We start from the raw sequence: 20,220 nt of genomic DNA, 5'->3' as shown, positions 1-20,220 counted from the left end.
CCTCGCGCGGCACCACCGGACCGCGCGGCCCGGCGGACTCGGCCCGCGCGGGCGGTTCGGCCTCGACCGCGGCGGCGGGGCTCGATTCGGCCTCGATCGGCCGAGCCACCGGCAGCGCCAGTCGGGCCGCGCCGGGCGGGATGGCCCGCGCGCCGGGGGCCACGCCCGGAATGGCCATCCGGTCCCGCTCGCGCTCCTGTTCCCGATCGCGCTCGGCGGAGAACTCGGCGGGCGAGGGGCCCAGGCCGTTGAACGCCGTCGCGGGGATCACCACGACCGCGCTCAACCCGCCCTGCGGGCGCGGGCGCAGCTGCACCCTGATGCCGTGTCGGCGAGCCAGTCGGCCGACCACGAACACGCCCAGGCCACCACCGCCGCCGGCGGCCTCCTCCTCCGTGCTGTCCCGTTCGATCTGCGAGTTCAACTCGGTGAGCCGGTCCGCCGGTACGCCGATCCCGTTGTCGTCCACCGACAACACGACCTCGCCGTTCTCCAGCGTCCAGCCGCCGATCTCCACCCGGGACTCGGGCGCCGAGTAGGCCGCGGCGTTCTCCAGGAGTTCGGCGAGCAGGTGGCCGACGTCGTCGGCGGCGCGGCCGAGCACCTCGGCGCGCGGCACGTGGCCGACGTCGATCCGCTCGTAGCGCTCGATCTCGGAGACACCGGCGCGGACCACGTCCAGCAGCGGGATCGGTGGGCGCCGGCCGCGCCGCTCGTCCGCGTCCGCGAGTACGAGCAGGTTCTCGCTGTTGCGGCGCATCCGGGTGGCGAGGTGGTCGAGCCGGAACAGGTCCTGGAGCCGCTGGGGTTCGTCCTCGCCGTGTTCGAGCTTCTCGATCAGGTCCAGCTGTCGCTCGACCAGGGTCAGCGTGCGCATCGACAGGTTCACGAACACGTCGTGCACCCGACCGCGCATCAGGGTTTCCTCGTCGGCGAGCGCGGCGCGTCCGCGCAACAGCTCGTCGTGTTCCGCCTCCAGGCGGGCGCGTTCGGCCTCCAGTCGGGCGCTTTCCGCAGCCTGACGCACGGTCAGCTCACGCAGTCGGGCGATCCTCCGCTCGGAGACCCGGTGCCGCAGCCACGCGGCGATCGAGGACAACGCGACGGCGGTGGTGAGCAGCGTGCCGGCGAGCACCGACTGCCACACGGTGTCCGAATCGCCCAGCAGGACGACGGCGGTCGCGATCCCCGCCAACGCGAAGACGGCCGCCGCGGAACCGAGCCCCGCCGCCACTCCGCCCCCCGAGCGCCGGCTCTGGTGAACGGGAGCGGGAACGCGCACAAGTGCCGCGTCCGCTGCGTTGGGTGTTCCTGGATCCCCCTGCCCATACATGAGACGTGAGCATATCGTCGGACCATCTTTCGATGTGCCTTCGACGGCCGTGCGAGTCGCCCCCATAACAGCCGAAAGGCCCCGCCCGACGACTGTCGAGCGAGACCTTTTCGGTATACGGACCAACGTTTTTGACGAACGGTCAGGCAACCGTCCCGATGGGCGGTCGGGCGTACCGCCGGACCGACCGGGTCACACGTCGCGCGAACGCAGCCGGATCCCGCCCGCGATCAGCGCGATCGCCGCGTACACCGCGATCAACAGCAGCGAGGGCCACGGGCCCGGGCCGGTGCTGTCGTCACCACCGCCACCGATCAGCTTGCCGAGCGCGAACATCGGCGAGTACTCCATGACCTTCTCGCCGACCGAGTGCGGCAGGAACGGGCCGATGATCATCGGCAGCAGGATCGCGCCCATCAGCGCGGTGATCGCACCCGCCGAGTGCCGCAGCAACACGCCCAGGCCGAGCCCGAACAGGCCGATCACGGCCAGGTAGAGCGAGCCGCCCACGACGCTGCGGAACAGGTCGACGTCGGCGCTGGATTCGCCGATCCGCGAGGTCAGTATCGACTTGCCGAGCACGGCGGTCAGGCCCATGGTGACCAGACCGACCCCGAACATCAGGCCCGCGAAGACCACGCCCTTGGCGACCAACACCTGGAGCCGGCGCGGGTACGCGGTCAGCGTGGTGCGGATCATGCCCGTCGTGTACTCGGCGGAGATGGTCAGCACGCCCAGCGTCGCGGCGGCGAGTTGGGCGATGATCACGCCGATCAGCGCGACGCTCACGTAGTCGTCGTCGGTATCCGGGTGGACGGTGCCGGCGAGCAGCACACCCAGACCCAGGATCAGCAGCACCATCACGACCAGCGTCCACATGGTCGAGCGGACCGTGCGGATCTTGGTCCACTCGGACAGCAGCACCCGGCCGAAGCCCGCGTTGCCGCCGCCGATCTGACCGCCGAGCTGCACCTGTTGCACCGGCGGGTACGGCGCCTGCTGCGCGGGCGGCGCGAACTGCGCGCCCGGCTGCTGAAGCGCCTGCTGCGGGGGAGCCGTCATGTGCGGTTGCGCGTGCGGTTGGTTCTGCGGCATGGGGGGCGGAGTGTTCTGTGCCATCGCTCAGCCCTCGCTTCCGTTGGACTGCGGCTTGGACAGGGTCGGGGCGCCGGCGCTCGGCGCCCCGGCGGGAGCTCCCCACGCGCCGGGCGCGCCCTGCTGCGGGTAGCCGGGCGGCGGTGCCATCCCGGGCGGACCCCAGCCGGGCGGTGGTGCCATCCCGGGCGGACCCCATCCGGGCGGCGGGCCGCCCGGCAGCCCGGCGCGGTACTCCACGCTGTGCTGGGTCATCCGCATGTAGACCTCTTCGAGCGAGTCGAAGCGCGGCGAGAGCTCGTGCAGCGCGATGCCGTGCTCGGCGGCGAGGTCACCGATCGTCGCCGGCGGCAGCTCGTGCACGCGGAACGCGCCGGGCACTGCCTGGTCGGGGGTGATCGTCGCGCCCTTGCCCTGGAGTAGCGTGTTGAGCTTCTCCACCTGCGGCGAGCGCACCACCGTGAACGACTGCGAGTTCGTCTCGATGAAGTCGCGCATCGAGGTGTCGGCGATCATCCGCCCCTGACCGATCACGATCAGGTGGTCGGCGGTCACCTCCATCTCGCTCATCAGGTGGCTGGAGACGAAGACGGTGCGACCCTCGGAAGCGAGCTGCTTCATCAGGTTGCGGATCCACAGGATGCCCTCGGGGTCGAGCCCGTTGACCGGCTCGTCGAACATCAGGATGCCGGGGTCGCCCAGCAGCGCGGACGCTATGCCCAACCGCTGGCCCATGCCGAGCGAGAAGCCCCGCGCCCGCTTCTTGGCGACCTGGGTCAGGCCGACCATCCCGAGCACCTCGTCCACCCGGCGGTTGGGGATGCCGTTGCTCTGCGCGAGGCACAGCAGGTGGTTGTACGCGGTCCGGCCGCCGTGCATCGCCTTGGCGTCCAGCAGCGCGCCCATCTCTCGCAACGGGGCCTGGACATGGTCGTACGGGCGGCCGTTGACCGTGACGTTGCCGCCACTTGGTGCGTCCAACCCGAGGATCATCCGCATGGTGGTCGATTTACCGGCGCCGTTGGGGCCGAGGAAGCCGGTCACCGAGCCCGGACGCACCTGGAAGGAAAGCTGATCCACCGCCAGCTTGTTTCCGTAGCGTTTGGTGAGCCCTCTCGCTTCGATCATCTGTCGCCGCACTCCCAGGATGGTTTCGGTCCACGAGCTGTTTGAGGATTCGAGCTTAGGCCCGAAACGCGGCTGCCGACGGCAGCCGCACGGCGGGCCATGGTCCGGTCACAGGTTCGAGGGAAGTTCCGTCAATCATCCCGCAGGATGATTGACAACTCAGGCTTGATCCTGACGAGGGGTGACCACTTCGCGCAGTATGAGCAATACGGCGGCTGCGATCGGAATCGCGAGCAATGCCCCCGTCACGCCGAGCAGCGCGCCACCGACCAGCGCCGCGATCACCGTGATCGCCGGCGGCACGTTCACCGCGCGGTTCATCACCCGTGGATAGATCAGGTAGTTCTCGAACTGCTGGTAGGCCAGGAAGAAGATCACGCACGTGAGCGCCTTGCCGGGGGAGTCGAAGAAGACCACGATCGACACCACCGCGGCACCGACGGTGGCGCCGATCATCGGGATCAGGTCGGTGAACGCGATCACCAGGGCCAGCGGCAGCGCGTAGTCGTTGCCCAGGATCATCAGGAAGATGAACGAGGACAGGCCCGCGCATGTGGCCACGATCAGCGCGCCGTTCACGTAGCCGCCGATCCCGGACAGGATCTCGTCGCCGAGCAGCCGCACCCGCGCCCGCCGCGACCTCGGGAACAGGTTGTACAGGTGGTTCTTGATGCTGGGCAGCGCGCCCAGGAAGTACAGCGTCAACACGATCACCGTGAGCGTGTCGAACAGCGAGGTCAGCACCATCTTGCCGAAGCCCCACAGGCCGCCCGCCACGTTCTGCGCGGTGTTGGCATCGGCGGCCCAGTCCTTGGCCCGGGTGACGATGTCGTACTTCTCGTCGAGCTTTCGGAACCTCGTGTTGTTGCGCAACTCCGTGAGGCTGTCGGGGATGGAGTTGATCAGGCTCGACGTCTGCTCGACCAGCGGCTGCGCGATCGCGGTGACGAAACCGGCGGTCACCACCAGAAAGCCGAGGGCGACCGTGCACACGGCCCAGCGCCGAGCCATGCCCCGGCGCTCGAGCCGTTCCACGAACGGGTTCAGGCCCGCGGCCAGGAAGAACGAGATCAGGATGATGATCAGGACGTGCTGGATGCCCATCACGGCCTGGGCCAGGAACCACGCGGTGATCAGCCCGAGTCCGCCGATGAAGCCGATGTAGAACGGCGACGAACGCCGCAGCGGTTGACCCGGATCGCCGAACCGCGAGCCGACGCCGGTCCACGGCCGGACCGGGGCCGGGGCCGGAGCTGGGGCCTGGGTCGGGGTCTGGGTCTGGGTCGAGGCCGGGGTCGAGCCCGGAGCCTTGCCGTCGGCCTGTGCCGGAACGACCGTGCCCGCGTCGGCGTTCGCGCCTGCGCCCGTGCCCGTGCTCGCGGCGTCGTCCGCGGCACCGACCACGTTCGGCCGCGGCGCCGTGTCCACCCCATCGGGATCGGCCGGGCCGACCCGGGCGGGGACCGGCACGGGCGCCGGATCGGCCGAAGTCCCCGGCGCGGGGCCCGGCTTGCCGGGCGCCGTCGGGTCCACACCGACCGGGTCCGCGGGCGGCGCGGGTACGTCGGCCCCGTCCGCCGCCGTGCCCGCGCCGGCATCCGGGGCGGTGCCGCTGCCGGTAGGCGCACCCGATCTGCGGCGCGGCCAGATGCTGCCCAATCGACCCATGCCCCGTTGCTCCTCGTTCACCTGCTCGGGTCCGAAGATTCGGCACGCCGCGCGTCCTGTTGACGCCCCGAGACTGCGTCATGAAAATGCGGCCGGGCGGCGGGCGGGTCCTCGTGGAACCCGTCCGCCGCCCGGCCGCTACGGCCCGTGCCGAAACTCCCTCCGGGAGCGTCAGCGGCTCTGCTGCGCCGGCACACCCGGCATCTTGTCGTCGTCGTCATCGATGCTCACACCCGCGGCGGCGACGGCCGCGCCGGTGAGGGTCGCCAGCATCTCGCGCACGTTGGTCAGCTGCGCGTTGATGCTGTCCCGACGGTGGGTCAGCGCGGCCAGCTCACGCTCGGACTCCGAGCGGATCCGGTCGGCCTTGGCCCGCGCGTCGGCGACGATGTCGTCGGCCTGGCGCTGCGCCGTCTCGATCGTCTGACGCGAACGACGCTCGGCGTCGGTACGCAGCTTCTCGGCCTCCAGGCGCAGTTGCTCGGCCCGGTGCTCGACCTCGGACAGGCGCTTCTCGGCCTTGGCCTGACGGGCCGCCAGGTCGCGCTCGGACTGCTCGCGGCGCTTGGCCAGGTTGGTCTCGAAGTCGGCGGCGGCCTGGGCGGCCTTGGCCCGGGTCTCCTCGAAGAGGGCCTCGGCCTCCTCGCGCTTGGCCGACGCGTCCTTGGCCGCCTCGCCGCGCAGTTGCGCGGCGTCGCCCTTGGCCTTGTCGAGGATCCGCGAACCCTCGTCCTCGGCCTTGGCCTTGCGCTCCTTGCCGTACTGCTCGGCGTCGGAACGGACCTGCTGGGCGGCGGCCTCGGCCAACTCGCGGTGCTGATCGGCGGCGCGGCGGGCCTCCTCGCGCAGGTCCTTGGCCTCTTCTTCGGCAAGGCGGAGGATCTTCTCCACCCGGGCGCCGAGACCCGCGTAGGAGGGTTCGGCATCGGCGAGTTGGGCCTGCGCGTTCTGGCTTTCGAGGTGCAGTTCCTCGATCCGCTTCTCCAGCGCCGAGATCCTCGCGAGCGCGCTGTCACGGTCCGACACGAGCTTCGTGATGCGGTCGTCGACCTGCGAACGCTCGTACCCACGGCGGACGATGTCGAAGCCGTGCGGAGAGTTAGTGTCGCTCATGGGGTTCCTGTCGTATGACGGGTGCGGTGAATGAGGTGACGGGTGGAATCCTGGCACGAATCGGGCGGAGCATCGACCTGACCGGGGGATGAGAACCGGCCGGCATCGCTCAATCGGATGACGACGAACCGGCACCCTTCGCCGCGGGGCCCTTGCCCGACGAGGAGTTGCCCTTGCCGGAGGACAGACCCGCGGGAGCCGCGAGCGCGTCCAACACGCCCTGCACGCGTGACATCTCGGCGGTGATGTCCTTGCGCCTGCGGTTCAACTCGTCGAGTTTGCGCTGTCCGTCGGCACGATGACGGTCCGCGTCCTTGCGCGCCTCGGTGCGCAGTCGCTCCGCCTCCTTCCGCGCCTCGTCGAGAACCTTCTCGGCGTCCGCGGCGGTCTTGCGACGGACCGCCTGCGCCTCCCGCTGGGCGGCGGCCACCTGTTCGGCCACCTTCGCCCGCAGGTCGTCCGCGCCCTTCTGGGCGTCGGCCAGGCGCTGTTCCGCCTCCGAGAGCAACGCCTCGGCCTTCTTCACCGCGGCAATCCGTACCCTATCCGCCTCGGAACCGGCCTTGTCACGAATTCGCTCGGCTTCCTCCGCCGCGGCCACCTTCATCTTCTCGGCGTCCACGCGGGCCTCGCTCACCTGTTCCTCCGCGGCGGCGACGAGGTCGTCGACTCGCTTGCCCGCCTGCTTCAGGCCCTCCGCAGCCTGCCGGCGGGCGCGTTCGACGGCCTGTTCGGCCTCCTTGTCGGAGCGTTCGCGGGTGGCGGTGGTGTCCCGGCGCGTCTCGCTGATCATCGCGTCCGAGTCCTTGCGCGCCTTCTCTATCACCGCCGTCGCCTCGGCGCGCAGCCGTTCGTCCTCCGCCTCGGCCTCGGTGATCAGCCGGTTCGCCGCCTCGTTCGCCTCGTTGACGCGCTGTTCGGCCTTGCGCTCGGCGGTGCCGACGATCTCGGTGGCCCGACCCTTCGCCCGAATCAGCAGATCCTCGGCCTCGTTGGTGGCGCGCTCCAGCTCCGCGCGGGCCTGGTCGCGCAGTTCGGTCGCGGCCTCCTCGGCCTCGCGCAGCTCCTTGTTCGCCGCTTCCCGTCCGGCCGTTCGGGTCTTCTCGGCCTCCCGGTCGGAATCGGACTTCATCCGCTCGGCGTGCTTGCGGGCCGCGGTGACCGTGGCGTCCGCCTCCGCGCGGGCCCGGACCAGCGTGGTCTCGGCGTCGTCGCGGGCCTTGGCCAGGTCGCGTTCGGCGAGCGCGGTGAGCCGGTCCGACTCCTCGCGGGCGGCGTCCTCGATGCCCACCACCGCGGCACGTACGGCCTCCGCCTCGGCCTGCGCCTCGGCCACCGCGCGAGCCGCGTCCTCCTTGGCCAACCGGGCCTGGGTGGTCGCACTCTCGAGCAGATCCGTGCCGCGCGCCTCGGCCTTCTCCAGCAGCTCGCGGGCCCGCGCCTTGGTGCGGTCGCGCAGCTCGGCCGCCTCGTCGCGGGCCTCCTCCAGCGCCTGGGCGCCCTGGGTGCGCAGCCGGGCCGCCTCGACCTCGGCCTCCTCGCGCATCCGCGCGGCGTCGGTGTCGGCCTGCTCGAGCTGGGTCAGCGCGGCCGTCTCGGCCTCGCCGCGCAGCCGCTCGGACTCCGCCGTCGCCTCCGCGAGCGCGGCGGCGGCCTCCTCGCGCAGCGTGCTCGAGTCGTGGTCGGCCGCGGCCCTTGTCGCGGTCGCCTCGGCGTGCAGCCGCTTCGCCTCGGTGTGCGCGGCCTCCAGCGCGGCGGCGGCCTCCTGCCGCAGCGTGCGGGCCGCGGTCTCGGCATCGGTGCACACCTGCTCGGCGTCGCGCTCGGCCCGCTCCAAAAGCGCCCGGGCGGCGGTCTGCGCCTCGGACCTGGCCCGGTCCGCGTCGGTCTCGCCCTGCGCCCGTGCCGCATCCGCGTCGGACTTGGCCGCGGCCAGCGCCGCGGTCGCCTCCTGGCGCAGGGTGCGGGCTTCGCCGTCGGCCTGTTCCAGGATGCCGAGCGCGGTCTCCTCGCCCTCCGCGCGCACCCGCGCGGCGTCCTTCTCGGCCTTGTCCAGCGCGGCACGCACGGTCGCGGCCGTCTCGGTGCGCAGCGTGTGGGCGGCCTCCTCGGCCTCGGTGCGCATGCGCTCCGCCTCGGCGTGCGCCTGCTCCAGCACCGAACGCGCGGTTCCGGTGGTCTCCTCGCGCAGCGTGCGGGCGGCCGTCTCGGCCTCCGTGCGCATGCGCTCGGCCTCCGCGTCGGCCTGCTCCAGCACCGAACGGGCCGTCTCGGTGGTCTTCTCGCGCAGCGCATGCGCGGCGGCCTCGGCCTCGGTCCGCATCCGGGTCGCGTCCGCGTCCGCTCCGGCCAGCAGCGTGCGGGCCGTTTCGGTGCTCTCCTCGCGCAGCGTCAGTGCCGCGCTCTCGGTCTCCTCGCGCAGCGTGCGCGCCTCGGTCTCCGCCTCCTCGCGCATCGAGGCGGCGTCCCGGCGGGCGGCCGAGCGCATCCCGTCCGCCTCCTCACGGGAGTCGGTGAGGACCTTCTCGGCCTCCTCGCGGGCCTTGCCGATCAGCTCGTCCGCCTTGACCGCGGCCGACTGGGTGCGTGCGCCGGCCTCGGCACGGGCTCGTTCCATGGTGGCCTGGGCGTCCGCCCGGGCTTGGTCCAGCGCGGCCTCCGCCTCGCCGGCGGACTGCTCGGCGCGCGAGCGCAGTTCCTCGGTGCGGGCACGCAGCTCGGCCGCCTGCCGCTCGGCCTCCGTGCGCACCGCCTCGGCCTGTGCCACGGCCTGGTCGCGCAGTTCGGTCGCGGCCTGCTCGGCGGAGCGCATCAATTCCTCGGCCGCGCGGGACGCGTCGGTCGCGGCCTTGAGCGCCTCGGTCCGGGCCTTGGCCACCAGCTCCTCGGCCTCGGCGTGCGAGCGACCGGCGTTCTCGGCCGCCTCGGTGCGCACCCGCTCCGCCTCGGTCCGGGCCGCCTCGACCCGCTCCGCGGCCTGCGCGGTCGATTCCTCGCGCAGTTGCTCGGCGACCCTCGCGGCCTCGTCGCGCAGGCTCTGCGCCTCGTCCCGGGCGCGCTGCAACTCCTCGACGGCCTCGGCCTGTTGGCGCTGCGTCAGCTCGCGCAGACGGTGCGTGTCGGCGACCGCCTTCTCGCGCAGCTTGCCGGTCTCGGCGCGGGCCGTCTCCAGCAGTTCCTCGGCGCTCTCGGCGGCCTTGGCGCGGACCTGGTCCGCGTACTCGCGGGCCTCGTTCGCCAGTCGATCGCTCGACTCGCGGGTGCGCATTTCGACGGCCTCGGCGTCGGCCTGCGCACGGGCGCGCAACTCGTCCGCCTCGGTGCGGGCTTCGCTTTGCGCCCGGTCCGCCTCGGACCGGGACTTGGCCATCAGGTCGTCCGCGGCCCGCGCGGCGGTCTCCAGGCGCTCGGCGGCGCCGGCCTCGGCGTTGGTGAGCAACTGCTGTGCCTCGGCCCGCAGTCGGTCCACCTCCTGCCGGCGACGCTCGATCTCCGCGCGCGCCCCGGCCTCCAACTCGTCGACCCGGGCCAGGGTTTCCTCGCGGGCGGTGTCCAATTCGGCGCGGGTGTCGGTACGCAGCGCCTCGGCCTCGGTGCGGGCCTCGTCGCGCAGCCGGTCGGCCTCGGCGAGTGCCTCGGCGCGCAGCCGCTCGGCGCCGGCGCGAGCCTCGGCGGTGACCTTGTCCGCCTCCGCGCGCGCCTTGGTCAGATACGCCTCGGCGTCGCCGGCGGCCTTGCCGAGCTTCTCGCTCGCCTCGACCTCGGCGCCTTGGAGCAGGCGCTGGGCCTCCGCCTGTCGGCGGTCCGCCTCGCCGGCCGCCTCGGCGCGCAGCCGTTCGATCTCCAATTGGGCTGATTCGAGGAGCTTTGCGGTGTTCTCGGAGGCGCCCTGCGCGCGGGCGCCGGCCTCGCCGGTGACCCGCTCGGCCTCGGAACGCGCCTCGCCGATGATCCGGGCCGCCTCGACCCGGGCGTCGCCCACCAGGCTCTCCGCACGGGTGCGGGTCTCGGTGCGCAACTGCTCGGACTGGTCCACGGCCGTGCTCGCCCGGGCCTTGGCCTCGGCGATCACCCGGTCCGCGTCACTCTGGGCCCGCGAGAGCAGCGACTCGACCTCGGCGCGGGTGCTTTCACTGGTGCCGACGGCCTGCTCGCGCGCCGCGGCGGCGATCCGCTCGGCCTCGGTGCGGGCGTTGTCCAGGAGCTGACGCGAACGCTCCTCGGCCTGGGCACGCAACTGCTCGGCCCACGCGACGTTCTCGTTGACCCGGGTCTCGGTGGCCTGGCGGGCCTGGGCCAGTTCCTCGTCCAGACGCCGGCGGCGCTCCATCACCTCGGCCTGCCAGTCGGCCTCCAGCCGGGCGGAGCGCGCGGCGGCCTCCTGGAGCAGGCGCTGCGTGGTCGCGCGCGACTCCTGGAGTTCACGCTCGGCGTCCGCACGGACCTGATCGGCCTGCAACTGGGCGTTGCGCAGCATCTGCTCGGCCTGGCCGCCGATGCTGTCGAATCGGGGCGTGGCGAGTTGGCGGCGAAGGTCATGCAGCTTCGCGCGGAGAACCTCGACTTGATAGCCGAGGTCCTCCGCGTGTGCGACGGTGTCGTCGCGCTCCTTCTTCAGCCGCTTGATCTCGTCGTCGAGCAGTTCGAGGTGCTCGTCAACTTGGTAGCGGTCGTAGCCCCGCACTGTGGGGTCCCACTCCATCCCCTGGCCGCGTACGTTTCAGTACTGCAAATCGGCCGTTTCCGACCGGTTGGTGACGATGCGATCCCGTAGTACATCCGGAACCGCCCGTACCGCATTGACTACCAGGGAGAATGGTCTCAGATCCAGGGACCGCCGTCAGACGTTACGAAAGCGGTTGATGGCGTCGATATGCCGCGCTCGCATCTCGGCGTCCCGAACCCCCAGGCCCTCCTCCGGTGCAAGACACAGTACGCCCACCTTGCCTTGGTGCAGGTTCCGGTGGACGTCCCGGGCCGCCTGGCCGGTGTCTTCCAGAGCGTAGGTGCGCGACAACGTCGGGTGAATCTTACCCTTCGCCACCAGACGGTTCGCCTCCCACGCCTCCCGGTAGTTGGCGAAGTGCGAGCCGACGATGCGCTTCAGGCTCATCCACAGATAACGGTTGTCGTACTCGTGCATGTAACCCGACGTCGACGCGCAGGTCACGATGGTGCCGCCCTTGCGGGTGACGTACACCGACGCGCCGAACGTCTCGCGACCCGGGTGCTCGAAAACGATGTCCACGTCCTCGCCGCCGGTGAGTTCGCGGATGCGCTTGCCGAACCGGTTCCACTCGCGCGGGTCCTGGGTGCGCTCGTCCTTCCAGAAGCGGAAGTCCTCGGCCCGGCGGTCGATCACCAACTCGGCGCCCATGTCCCGGCACAGCTGCGCCTTGTCCTCGGAGGACACCACGCAGATCGGCGTCGCGCCGCCGGCGAGGGCGAACTGTGTCGCGTACGAGCCCAGGCCGCCGGAGGCGCCCCAGATCAGCACGTTGTCGCCCTGCTTCATGCCCGCGCCATTGCGCGAGACGAGTTGGCGGTACGCCGTCGAGTTGACCAGGCCCGGCGAGGCGGCCTCTTCCCACGACAGGTGTGCCGGTTTGGGCATCAACTGGTTGCTCTTGACCAGGGCCAGGTGCGCGAGACCGCCGAAGTTGGTCTCGAAGCCCCAGATTCGCTGCTCGGGGTCGAGCATCGTGTCCGCGTGCCCGTCCGCGCTCTCCAACTCGACGGACAGGCAGTGCGCGACCACCTCGTCGCCGGGCTTCCAGGCGTTGACACCCGCGCCGGTGCGCAGGACCACGCCCGCGAGGTCGGAGCCGACCACGTGGTAGGGCAGGTCGTGCCGCTTGGTGAGCTCCGAGTTGCGGCCGTACTTCTCCAGGAAGCGGAACGTGGACACCGGCTCGAAGAGCGAGGTCCACACGGTGTTGTAGTTGATCGCGCTGGCCATCACGGCGACGAGGGCTTCGCCGGGGCCGAGTTCGGGGAGCGGCACGTCTTCGACGTGCAGCGACTGACGCGGATCCTTGTCCCGCGATTCCATGCCCTCGAACATCGTCTCCTCGTCCTTGTGGACGGTGACGGCGCGGTACGAGTCGGGAAGCGGGAGCGCTGCGTACGCCTCCTTGGGGGTGTCCCCCGCGAGGATGGCGTCGAGGATCTCCTTCATCGTCGGCCTCCATGGGTCGGCGGTTGAAGCATGAGACAACATGAGGGTTTGTTGAACTTCGCTGAACTTACCCGCCGGTAACGGTAGGCGGTCGGCACAAACCCGACAAGAGGCGGAGTCGCAGGAACTGCGCCGGTTGCTTGACGGGTTGTCGGGTTCGCGAGGTGTGGTCGGGGCCGGCGCCGCGCGCGAGATGTCGCGGGCAGGCTCCGGAACGCCGAGTGTCGGCGCGGGCCGAGTGCTCGGCTCAGTGCTCCGCGTCGGGGTCCGCGGCCGAGGTCACCAGCTCGGTGAGCACACCGTGACAGTCCTTGGGGTGCAGGAAAGTGATGCGCGAACCCATGGAACCACGACGCGGCTCGTCGTACAGCACCCGGACGCCCTTGTCCTTGATCGCGGCCGAGTCCGCGTCGACGTCGGCGGTGCCGAAGGCGATGTGGTGCACGCCCTCGCCGTTCTTGGCGAGCCACTTCGCGACGGTGGAGTCCTCTCGGATGGGCTCCAGCAACTGGAGGTAGGAGGCACCGCCGTCCGAGGTCTCGTTGATCTTGAGCATCGCCTCGCGGACGCCCTGCTCCTCGTTGACCTCGGTGTGGAACACCTCGAAACCGTAGGTCGTTGTGTAGAACGCCACCGTCGCGTCGAGGTCGTGGCAGGCGATGCCGATGTGGTCGATACGCGTGAGCACCATGGCCTCCAAAGGCCTGTGGGAAGTACCCGGGTTACCTGCTGGTAGATACCCGGCCCGTCCAAACGAGACTATGGGCGAGAGCACACTCGGTGTGGGCAGCCCGAGATGGTGGGTTCCGTCACATCGGAGCCCCCTGCCACGGTCGCGGCCCTTCCGGGTAGGTTCCGGAACAACTTCACGTCCGTCGCGGGGATGCCGCACGTCGTCCGGACCGCCTGGCGATGGCACCCCGACCATAAAGTTGTGGAGGCCACCCTCATGGCCGGTTCTGTCATCGTCGCCGGGGCCCGCACGCCCATGGGTCGTCTGCTCGGATCCCTCAAGGGCTTCTCCGGCACCGACCTCGGCGCCTTCGCGATCAAGTCCGCGCTTGAGCGCGCGGGCATCACCGGGGACCAGGTCCAGTACGTGATCATGGGCCAGGTGCTCCAGGCGGGCGCCGGGCAGATGCCCGCCCGCCAGGCGTCGGTCAAGGCCGGCATTCCGATGAACGTGCCCTCCCTCACCATCAACAAGGTCTGTCTCTCCGGCCTGGACGCGATCGCGCTGGCCGACCAGCTGATTCGCGCGGGTGAGTTCGACATCGTGGTCGCGGGCGGCATGGAGTCCATGACCAACGCCCCGCACCTGCTGCCGAAGTCGCGCGAGGGCTTCAAATACGGCGCGGTCGAGATGCTCGACGCGATGGCCTACGACGGCCTGACCGACGCGTTCGAAAACATCCCGATGGGTGAGTCGACCGAGCACCACAACGGCAAGCTGAACATCTCGCGCGCGGAGCAGGACGAGGTCGCGGCGCTGTCCCACCAGCGGGCCGCCGCCGCCGCGAAGAACGGTGTCTTCGACGCCGAGATCGTGCCGGTGCAGATCCCGCAGCGGCGCGGCGAGCCGATCGTGTTCGCCACCGACGAGGGGGTCCGTCCGGACACCACCGCGGAGTCGCTGGGCAAGCTGCGGCCGGCGTTCACCAAGGACGGCACGATCACCGCGGGCTCGGCCTCGCAGATCTCCGACGGCGCCGCCGCCGTCGTGGTGATGAGCAAGGCCAAGGCCCAGGAACTGGGCCTGGAGTGGCTGGCCGAGATCGGCGCGCACGGCAACGTCGCGGGCCCGGACAACTCGCTCCAGTCGCAGCCTTCGAACGCGATCAAGCACGCGCTGGGCAAGCAGGGCCTGAGCGTCGAGGACCTGGACCTGATCGAGATCAACGAGGCGTTCGCGGCGGTGGCCGTGCAGTCGATGCGCGACCTCGGGGTCGGCACCGACAAGGTCAACGTCAACGGCGGTGCGATCGCCCTGGGTCACCCGATCGGCATGTCCGGCGCCCGCGTGGTGCTGCACCTGGCGCTCGAACTCAAGCGGCGCGGTGGTGGCACCGGCGCGGCGGCGCTGTGTGGCGGCGGTGGCCAGGGCGACGCGCTGATCATCACGGTCCCGGGCAACTGAACCGGTCCGGTCGCGGCGCCGGGCCCGGGCACCCGTTCGGCGGGTGGCGCCGACCGGGCGGTTCCCGGTGATACACCCACCTGAAACGATCTCGGAGTCGCGTGGCGCACACCCCGGTGTGGCGCCGCGCCGACTCCGGGGTCGTTTCGGCATATCCGAGCAGGGAAGCGGTGGCGCATGAGGTCGGGGATGGATGTCGCGACGTTGGTGGCCCAGGCCCGGGAGGGCAAGCCGAGGGCGGTCGCCCGGTTGATCTCGCTGGTCGAGGACGCGTCGCCGAAGCTGCGCGAGGTGATGGCCGCGCTCGCGCCGCTGGCCGGCAACGCGTACGTGATCGGGCTGACCGGATCGCCCGGCGTGGGCAAGTCGACCTCCACCACCGCGCTGGTGAGCGCCTATCGCCGGCTGGGCCGGCGGGTGGGCGTGCTCGCGGTGGACCCGTCCTCGCCGTTCTCCGGCGGTGCGCTGCTCGGTGACCGGGTGCGGATGCAGGACCACGCGACCGACCCCGGGGTGTACATCCGCTCGATGGCCTCGCGCGGGCACCTGGGCGGGCTGTCCTGGTCCACCCCGCAGGCGCTGCGTGTGCTGGACGCGGCGGGCTGCGACGTGGTGATCGTGGAGACCGTCGGGGTGGGCCAGTCCGAGGTGGAGATCGCCTCGATGGCGGACAGCACGGTGGTGCTGCTCGCGCCTGGGATGGGCGACGGGATCCAGGCGGCCAAGGCCGGGATCCTGGAGATCGGCGATCTGTACGTGGTCAACAAGGCGGATCGGGACGGCGCGGCGACCACCGCGCGCGAGCTCGGCCACATGCTTTCGCTGGGCGAGGTGCGCGGCCCCGGGGACTGGCGTCCGCCGATCGTCAAGACGGTGGCCTCGCGCGGCGAGGGGGTGGACGAGGTGGTCGAGGCGCTGGAGAAGCACCGGGCCTGGATGGAGGCCGGCGGCGAGCTGACCCGGCGGCGGCAACGCCGGGTGGCCGACGAGGTCGAGGCGATCGCGGTCACCGCGCTGCGGGCGCGGATCGGCGACCTGCGGGGGGGCCTGCGGCTCGACGCGCTTGCCGGGCGGGTGCTTTCGGGGGATTTGGATCCGTATGCGGCTGCGGACGAGTTGATCGCGGGGCTGGGGGGCTAGGGGGTCGGTCGCGGGCCCGAGTCGGCCCGGCCCGGTCGTGGGGTGGGCCGACTTCGGCTTGTCGTCCTCAAACGCCGGACAGGCTGATGGGTCGGCCTCCGGTCGTCTGGGCGGCCAAGCTTGAGCGTCGTCCTCAAGCGCCGGACGGGCTGGATTCGGTGCCGTTCGGGGTGGGGGCGCGGTGGGTGCTCGTTGGGTGGGCGGGCTCGGAGCGTTGTTCTCGAACGCCGGACGGGCTGGATTCGGTGCCGTTCGGGGTGGGGGCGCGGTGGGTGCTCGTTGGGTGGGCGGGCTGGTTGTCAGGGTTGGTTCGGCGACGGGCACGCCGTGGTGCGGGCGGGCGGGCGGAGTTTGTCGGCCACCGTGCCGAATGCCTCGCCGACGACCTGCTTCTGGGCGGGCGTCATCACGTCCATCAGGTGCTCGCGGACGCTTTCCACATGCGTGGGCGCCGCGGCTTCGAGCACTCGCCAACCCTCCTCGGTGAGCACCGCAAAGGCACCGCGTCGATCGGTGGGACAGTTGCGGCGCACCACCAGGCCGGCGTTCTCCATCCGGGTCATCTGGTGCGAGAGTCGGCTCTTGGACTGCTGGGTCGCCTCGGCGAGATCGCTCAGCCGTACCTCCCGATCCGGGTGCTCGGAGAGCTGGACCAGGATCTGGTAGTCGTGCAGGGACAACCCGTGCGTGCGCTGGAGTTCACGCTCCAACCGCGGCGGCAGCATGTTGATCACGGCGATGATCTGGCGCCAGACGCACTGGTCTTCATCGCTCAGCCACCTGGGCTCGGCTTCGGTCATGTATCGAGAATACCGAACGTAGTTGAAGCTTGAATGACCTTTTGGTTGTCGGGCGGTTCGCCGCGGCGCGTCGCGTGCCGGCGATCACAGCCGGTGGTGGGCATACGTGCGGGGGTATGCGCGAGACGTGAGACAGCCACGTGACCGATGGGTAACCTCCACTACGCTCGGCCCGTGCCGAAGCCACTGAATCTCCCCTTCGATCCGATCACGCGTGCCGACGAGCACTGGCGAGAGCACTGGGGGGAGTGCCCGCCGATGGTCGCCATCACCTCGATCATGCGCGCCCAGCAGATCCTGCTCGCGGGCGCCGACGCGGTGCTCAAGCCGTACGGGTTGACCTTCGCCCGCTACGAGGCACTGGTACTGCTCACCTTCAGCCGGACCGGCTCGTTGCCGCTGTCTCGGATCGGTGAGCGGCTGATGGTCCACCCGACGAGTGTGACCAACACGATCGACCGCCTGGAGCAGGCCGAACTGGTCGCCCGCCGGCCGAATCCGCGTGACGGGCGGGGTGTGCTCGCGGTGATCACCGACAAGGGCCGCGACGTCACCGAGCGGGCCACGCGGGACCTGACCGCGCGCGAGTTCGGGCTCGGCGCGTACACCCCCGAGCAGTGCGCCCAGTTGTTCGACCTGCTGCGGGTGTTGCGAGTGGACGCGGGCGACTTCCGGATCGAGGAGCCCGCAGCGGACGGCGCTTCGGTGCCGGCGCCGATCCACGCGGAGCGCGACTCGGCCGACGCGTAGCCGGAGCGCGACCCGGAGTGCGACCCGGCCGGCGCGTGGTCGGCACGTACCGGTCGGCACATAACGGTAGGGAGGGGCGGATTCGGGGACCCCGGTGGTGGCGACGTAAGCTGCATGCGCCATTGTGAAAAGCGGTCGACGAGGTCGTCGAAGCCGCCGTTACCGAAGGTGCTGCCGTGAAGCCTGTCGTATTGACCCGCTACCGGGTGATGGCCTGGATCACCGGGTGCATGCTCCTGGTCCTGTGCCTGTGCATGGTCCTCAAGTACGGGTTCGACACGGGCGAGAAGGCGACGCTCTACGTCAGCCAGGCACACGGCTTGCTCTTCATGATCTACCTGGTCGTCACCTTCGATCTCAGCAGCAAGATGAAGTGGAAGTTCGAGCGCATGCTGCTGATGATGGTCGCCGGCACGATCCCGCTCGCGTCGTTCTTCGCCGAGCGCAAGGCCGTGGAGGCGGTGCGGGAGCGCGGGCTCGAAACCGCCGGTGCCACCGCCTGAGCCGTCCGCCCCCAGCCGCCCCGTCTGCCCGGTCCGCATGGTCGGCACGCGTCGTCGGCTCGCAGTCAGCCCGTTTCGTATCCGCTTCCCCCGAGGATCCCCCATGCTTTCCACCGCTGTCGGCCGCTTCAAGGTGATCTCGATCGCCGAGGGCTGTTCGTTCCTGCTCCTGCTCGTCTTCGGCTCGCTGCTGAGCCGGATCTCGGACATCAACCTGGTCATGCCGCTGGGCCTGCTGCACGCGGTGATGTTCATCCTGTACCTGCTGGCCCTGATGGACGTGCGCACCAAGCTGTCGTGGGACAACAAGACCACGCTGCTCGCCTTCATCGCGGCGATCCCGCCGTTCGGCCCGTTCGTCTTCGACTACAAGATGAAGCACAAGCTGGTCGAGCCGGCCGCCGCGCCGGCCGCCGCCTGAGCGGTCGCCGGCGGGCCTCGTGCCCCGGGTCCGCGTGCTTGTGAAGCCCCCGACGTCCCGTCGGGGGCTTCGGCGTTTCCGGGGTCGGTTTCCGGCATCGCTTTCGGGGTGGAGTTTCGGGGGGTCGGGTTCGAGGTCGTGGACATTTACTAGGACGTCCTAGTAATTTTCTTGTGCCGCGCGGGAATGGGTCCTACGACGACGGCAGCGGACAGGAGCCACGTGAACACCGAGGACATCGAAGAGGGTCGGCGGCGCTGGCAGGACCGGTACGACAAGGTCCGCAACGAGGGCATGCGCCGCACCACCCTGTCCGAACTCGAGGTAGAGCCGGTCTACGGGCCGCCTGCCGACCAGCCCTACGAGGGCTTCGAACGGATCGGCTGGCCGGGCGAATTTCCCTACACCCGCGGTCTTTACCCGACCGGCTATCGAGGCCGGGCGTGGACCATCCGGCAGTTCGCCGGGTTCGGCAACGCCGAGCAGACCAACGAGCGTTACCGGATGATTTTGGCGAACGGCGGCGGCGGCCTGTCGGTCGCGTTCGACATGCCGACCCTGATGGGCCGCGACAGCGACGACGAACGTTCGCTCGGCGAGGTCGGGCACTGCGGCGTCGCGGTGGACTCGGCGGCCGACATGGATGTGCTCTTCCGCGACATCCCGCTGGGTGACGTGACCACGTCGATGACCATCTCGGGTCCGGCGGTGCCGGCGTTCTGCATGTACCTGGTCGCGGCCGAGCGGCAGGGCGTGGACATCGGCGCGCTCAACGGCACGCTGCAGACCGACATCTTCAAGGAGTACATCGCGCAGAAGGAGTGGCTGTTCGCTCCCGAGCCGCATCTGCGCCTGATCGGCGACCTGATGGAGTACTGCGCGGCCGAGATCCCGGCGTACAAGCCGCTCTCGGTCTCCGGCTACCACATCCGCGAGGCCGGTGCGACGGCTGCGCAGGAGCTCGCGTACACGCTGGCCAACGGCTTCGGCTACGTCGAACTGGGCCTGTCGCGCGGCATGGACGTGGACGTGTTCGGGCCGGGGCTGTCGTTCTTCTTCGACGCGCACGTGGACTTCTTCGAGGAGATCGCCAAGTTCCGCGCGGCGCGCCGGATCTGGGCGCGGTGGATGCGCGACGTGTACGGCGCCAAGACCGCGAAGGCGCAGTGGCTGCGCTTCCACACCCAGACGGCCGGCGTCTCGCTGACCGCGCAGCAGCCGTACAACAACGTGGTACGCACCGCGGTCGAGGCGCTCGCGGCGGTGCTCGGCGGCACCAACTCGCTGCACACGAACGCGCTGGACGAGACGCTGGCGCTGCCCAGCGCGCAGGCCGCGGAGATCGCGCTGCGCACCCAGCAGGTGTTGATGGAGGAGACCGGGGTCGCGGCGGTGGCCGACCCGCTGGGCGGGTCCTGGTACGTCGAGGCGCTGACGGATCGGCTGGAGGCCGAGGCGGAGGCGACATTCGCGCGGATCCGCGAGCTGGGCGAGACGTCACCGCACCCGATCGGGCCGATGACGTCGGGAATCCTGCGCGGCATCGAGGACGGGTGGTTCACCGGGGAGATCGCCGAGTCGGCGTTCCGCTACCAGCGGGCGGTGGAGAAGGGCGACAAGCGTGTGGTGGGGGTCAACTGCCACGAGGGCTCGGTGACCGGTGACCTGGAGATCATGCGGGTCAGCCACGAGGTCGAGCGGGACCAGGTGTCGGCGCTCGGTGCGCGGCGGGGTGGGCGGGATCAGGCGGCGGTGACCGCGGCGTTGGCTGCGATGCGGGATGTTGCGCGGGGCTCGGGGAATCTGGTGCCGCCGATGTTGGCGGCGGCTCGGGTGGAGGCGACGCTCGGGGAGATTTGCGGGGTCCTTCGGGAGGAGTGGGGCACATATACGGAGCCGGCGCGGTTTTGATGGGGCGGCTTGGGTTCGCCTGCGGTTTCGGTGGCCTCAAGCG

General features: G+C 70.7%; 15 protein-coding genes. 6 read left to right on the top strand and 9 right to left on the bottom strand.

Annotation, left to right across the window (positions count from 1 at the left end; all coding sequences use genetic code 11):
- From ABZS54_RS07535 to mce, 8 genes are all read right to left on the bottom strand, one after another.
- A partial coding sequence (locus ABZS54_RS07535) for an ATP-binding protein (RefSeq protein ID WP_355532079.1) occupies window positions 1-1,234 on the bottom strand: 1,234 nt, incomplete at its 3' end.
- 291 nt (window positions 1,235-1,525) lie between these two features.
- On the bottom strand, window positions 1,526-2,428 hold the full coding sequence (locus ABZS54_RS07530; RefSeq protein ID WP_355532077.1) for an ABC transporter permease: 903 nt from the start codon (window positions 2,426-2,428) through the stop codon (window positions 1,526-1,528).
- 27 nt (window positions 2,429-2,455) lie between these two features.
- Entirely contained in the window at window positions 2,456-3,556 is a 1,101-nt protein-coding gene (locus tag ABZS54_RS07525) for an ABC transporter ATP-binding protein (RefSeq protein WP_355532075.1), read from the bottom strand.
- 159 nt (window positions 3,557-3,715) lie between these two features.
- Window positions 3,716-5,224, bottom strand: coding sequence for an AI-2E family transporter (locus ABZS54_RS07520; RefSeq protein ID WP_355532073.1), 1,509 nt, complete (start codon window positions 5,222-5,224; stop codon window positions 3,716-3,718).
- Between the two features lie 171 nt (window positions 5,225-5,395).
- Window positions 5,396-6,337, bottom strand: a complete 942-nt coding sequence (locus ABZS54_RS07515) for a cellulose-binding protein (RefSeq protein ID WP_355532071.1) — start codon at window positions 6,335-6,337, stop codon at window positions 5,396-5,398.
- Between the two features lie 109 nt (window positions 6,338-6,446).
- Window positions 6,447-11,039 (bottom strand): hypothetical protein, encoded by a 4,593-nt coding sequence (locus ABZS54_RS07510; RefSeq protein WP_355532069.1) that lies wholly within the window; start codon window positions 11,037-11,039, stop codon window positions 6,447-6,449.
- A 138-nt stretch (window positions 11,040-11,177) separates the two neighbouring features.
- Window positions 11,178-12,515 (bottom strand): crotonyl-CoA carboxylase/reductase, encoded by a 1,338-nt coding sequence (ccrA, locus tag ABZS54_RS07505; protein ID WP_355532067.1) that lies wholly within the window; start codon window positions 12,513-12,515, stop codon window positions 11,178-11,180.
- 247 nt (window positions 12,516-12,762) lie between these two features.
- Complete coding sequence (gene mce / locus ABZS54_RS07500; RefSeq protein WP_355532087.1) at window positions 12,763-13,203, bottom strand: methylmalonyl-CoA epimerase; 441 nt, start codon at window positions 13,201-13,203, stop codon at window positions 12,763-12,765.
- A 261-nt stretch (window positions 13,204-13,464) separates the two neighbouring features.
- Between mce and ABZS54_RS07495 the strand changes: the two genes are divergently transcribed.
- Both ABZS54_RS07495 and meaB read left to right on the top strand, forming a co-directional pair.
- Window positions 13,465-14,652, top strand: coding sequence for an acetyl-CoA C-acetyltransferase (locus ABZS54_RS07495; RefSeq protein ID WP_355532065.1), 1,188 nt, complete (start codon window positions 13,465-13,467; stop codon window positions 14,650-14,652).
- Window positions 14,653-14,841: 189 nt separating this feature from the next.
- Window positions 14,842-15,792, top strand: coding sequence for a methylmalonyl Co-A mutase-associated GTPase MeaB (gene meaB, locus ABZS54_RS07490; protein WP_355532063.1), 951 nt, complete (start codon window positions 14,842-14,844; stop codon window positions 15,790-15,792).
- A 299-nt stretch (window positions 15,793-16,091) separates the two neighbouring features.
- On the opposite strand, the gene ABZS54_RS07485 is transcribed toward meaB, so the two are convergent.
- The gene (locus ABZS54_RS07485) at window positions 16,092-16,592 is read right to left on the bottom strand and encodes a MarR family winged helix-turn-helix transcriptional regulator (RefSeq protein ID WP_355532061.1); all 501 of its coding nucleotides are present in this window, start codon (window positions 16,590-16,592) and stop codon (window positions 16,092-16,094) included.
- Window positions 16,593-16,766: 174 nt separating this feature from the next.
- Between ABZS54_RS07485 and ABZS54_RS07480 the strand changes: the two genes are divergently transcribed.
- The 4 genes from ABZS54_RS07480 to ABZS54_RS07465 all read left to right on the top strand — a co-directional run bounded on the left by ABZS54_RS07480 (window position 16,767) and on the right by ABZS54_RS07465 (window position 20,177).
- Complete coding sequence (locus ABZS54_RS07480) at window positions 16,767-17,342, top strand: MarR family transcriptional regulator (protein WP_355532059.1); 576 nt, start codon at window positions 16,767-16,769, stop codon at window positions 17,340-17,342.
- 176 nt (window positions 17,343-17,518) lie between these two features.
- Entirely contained in the window at window positions 17,519-17,845 is a 327-nt protein-coding gene (locus tag ABZS54_RS07475; RefSeq protein ID WP_026219233.1) for a DUF3817 domain-containing protein, read from the top strand.
- Window positions 17,846-17,948: 103 nt separating this feature from the next.
- Complete coding sequence (locus ABZS54_RS07470; protein WP_355532057.1) at window positions 17,949-18,266, top strand: DUF3817 domain-containing protein; 318 nt, start codon at window positions 17,949-17,951, stop codon at window positions 18,264-18,266.
- 222 nt (window positions 18,267-18,488) lie between these two features.
- The gene (locus ABZS54_RS07465; protein ID WP_355532055.1) at window positions 18,489-20,177 is read left to right on the top strand and encodes a methylmalonyl-CoA mutase family protein; all 1,689 of its coding nucleotides are present in this window, start codon (window positions 18,489-18,491) and stop codon (window positions 20,175-20,177) included.
- The last annotated feature ends 43 nt before the right edge of the window (window positions 20,178-20,220 follow it).

The organism is Embleya sp. NPDC005575, assembly GCF_040605455.1.
Taxonomy (GTDB): domain Bacteria; phylum Actinomycetota; class Actinomycetes; order Streptomycetales; family Streptomycetaceae; genus Embleya.
This window is presented reverse-complemented; position numbering and strand designations above follow the sequence as displayed.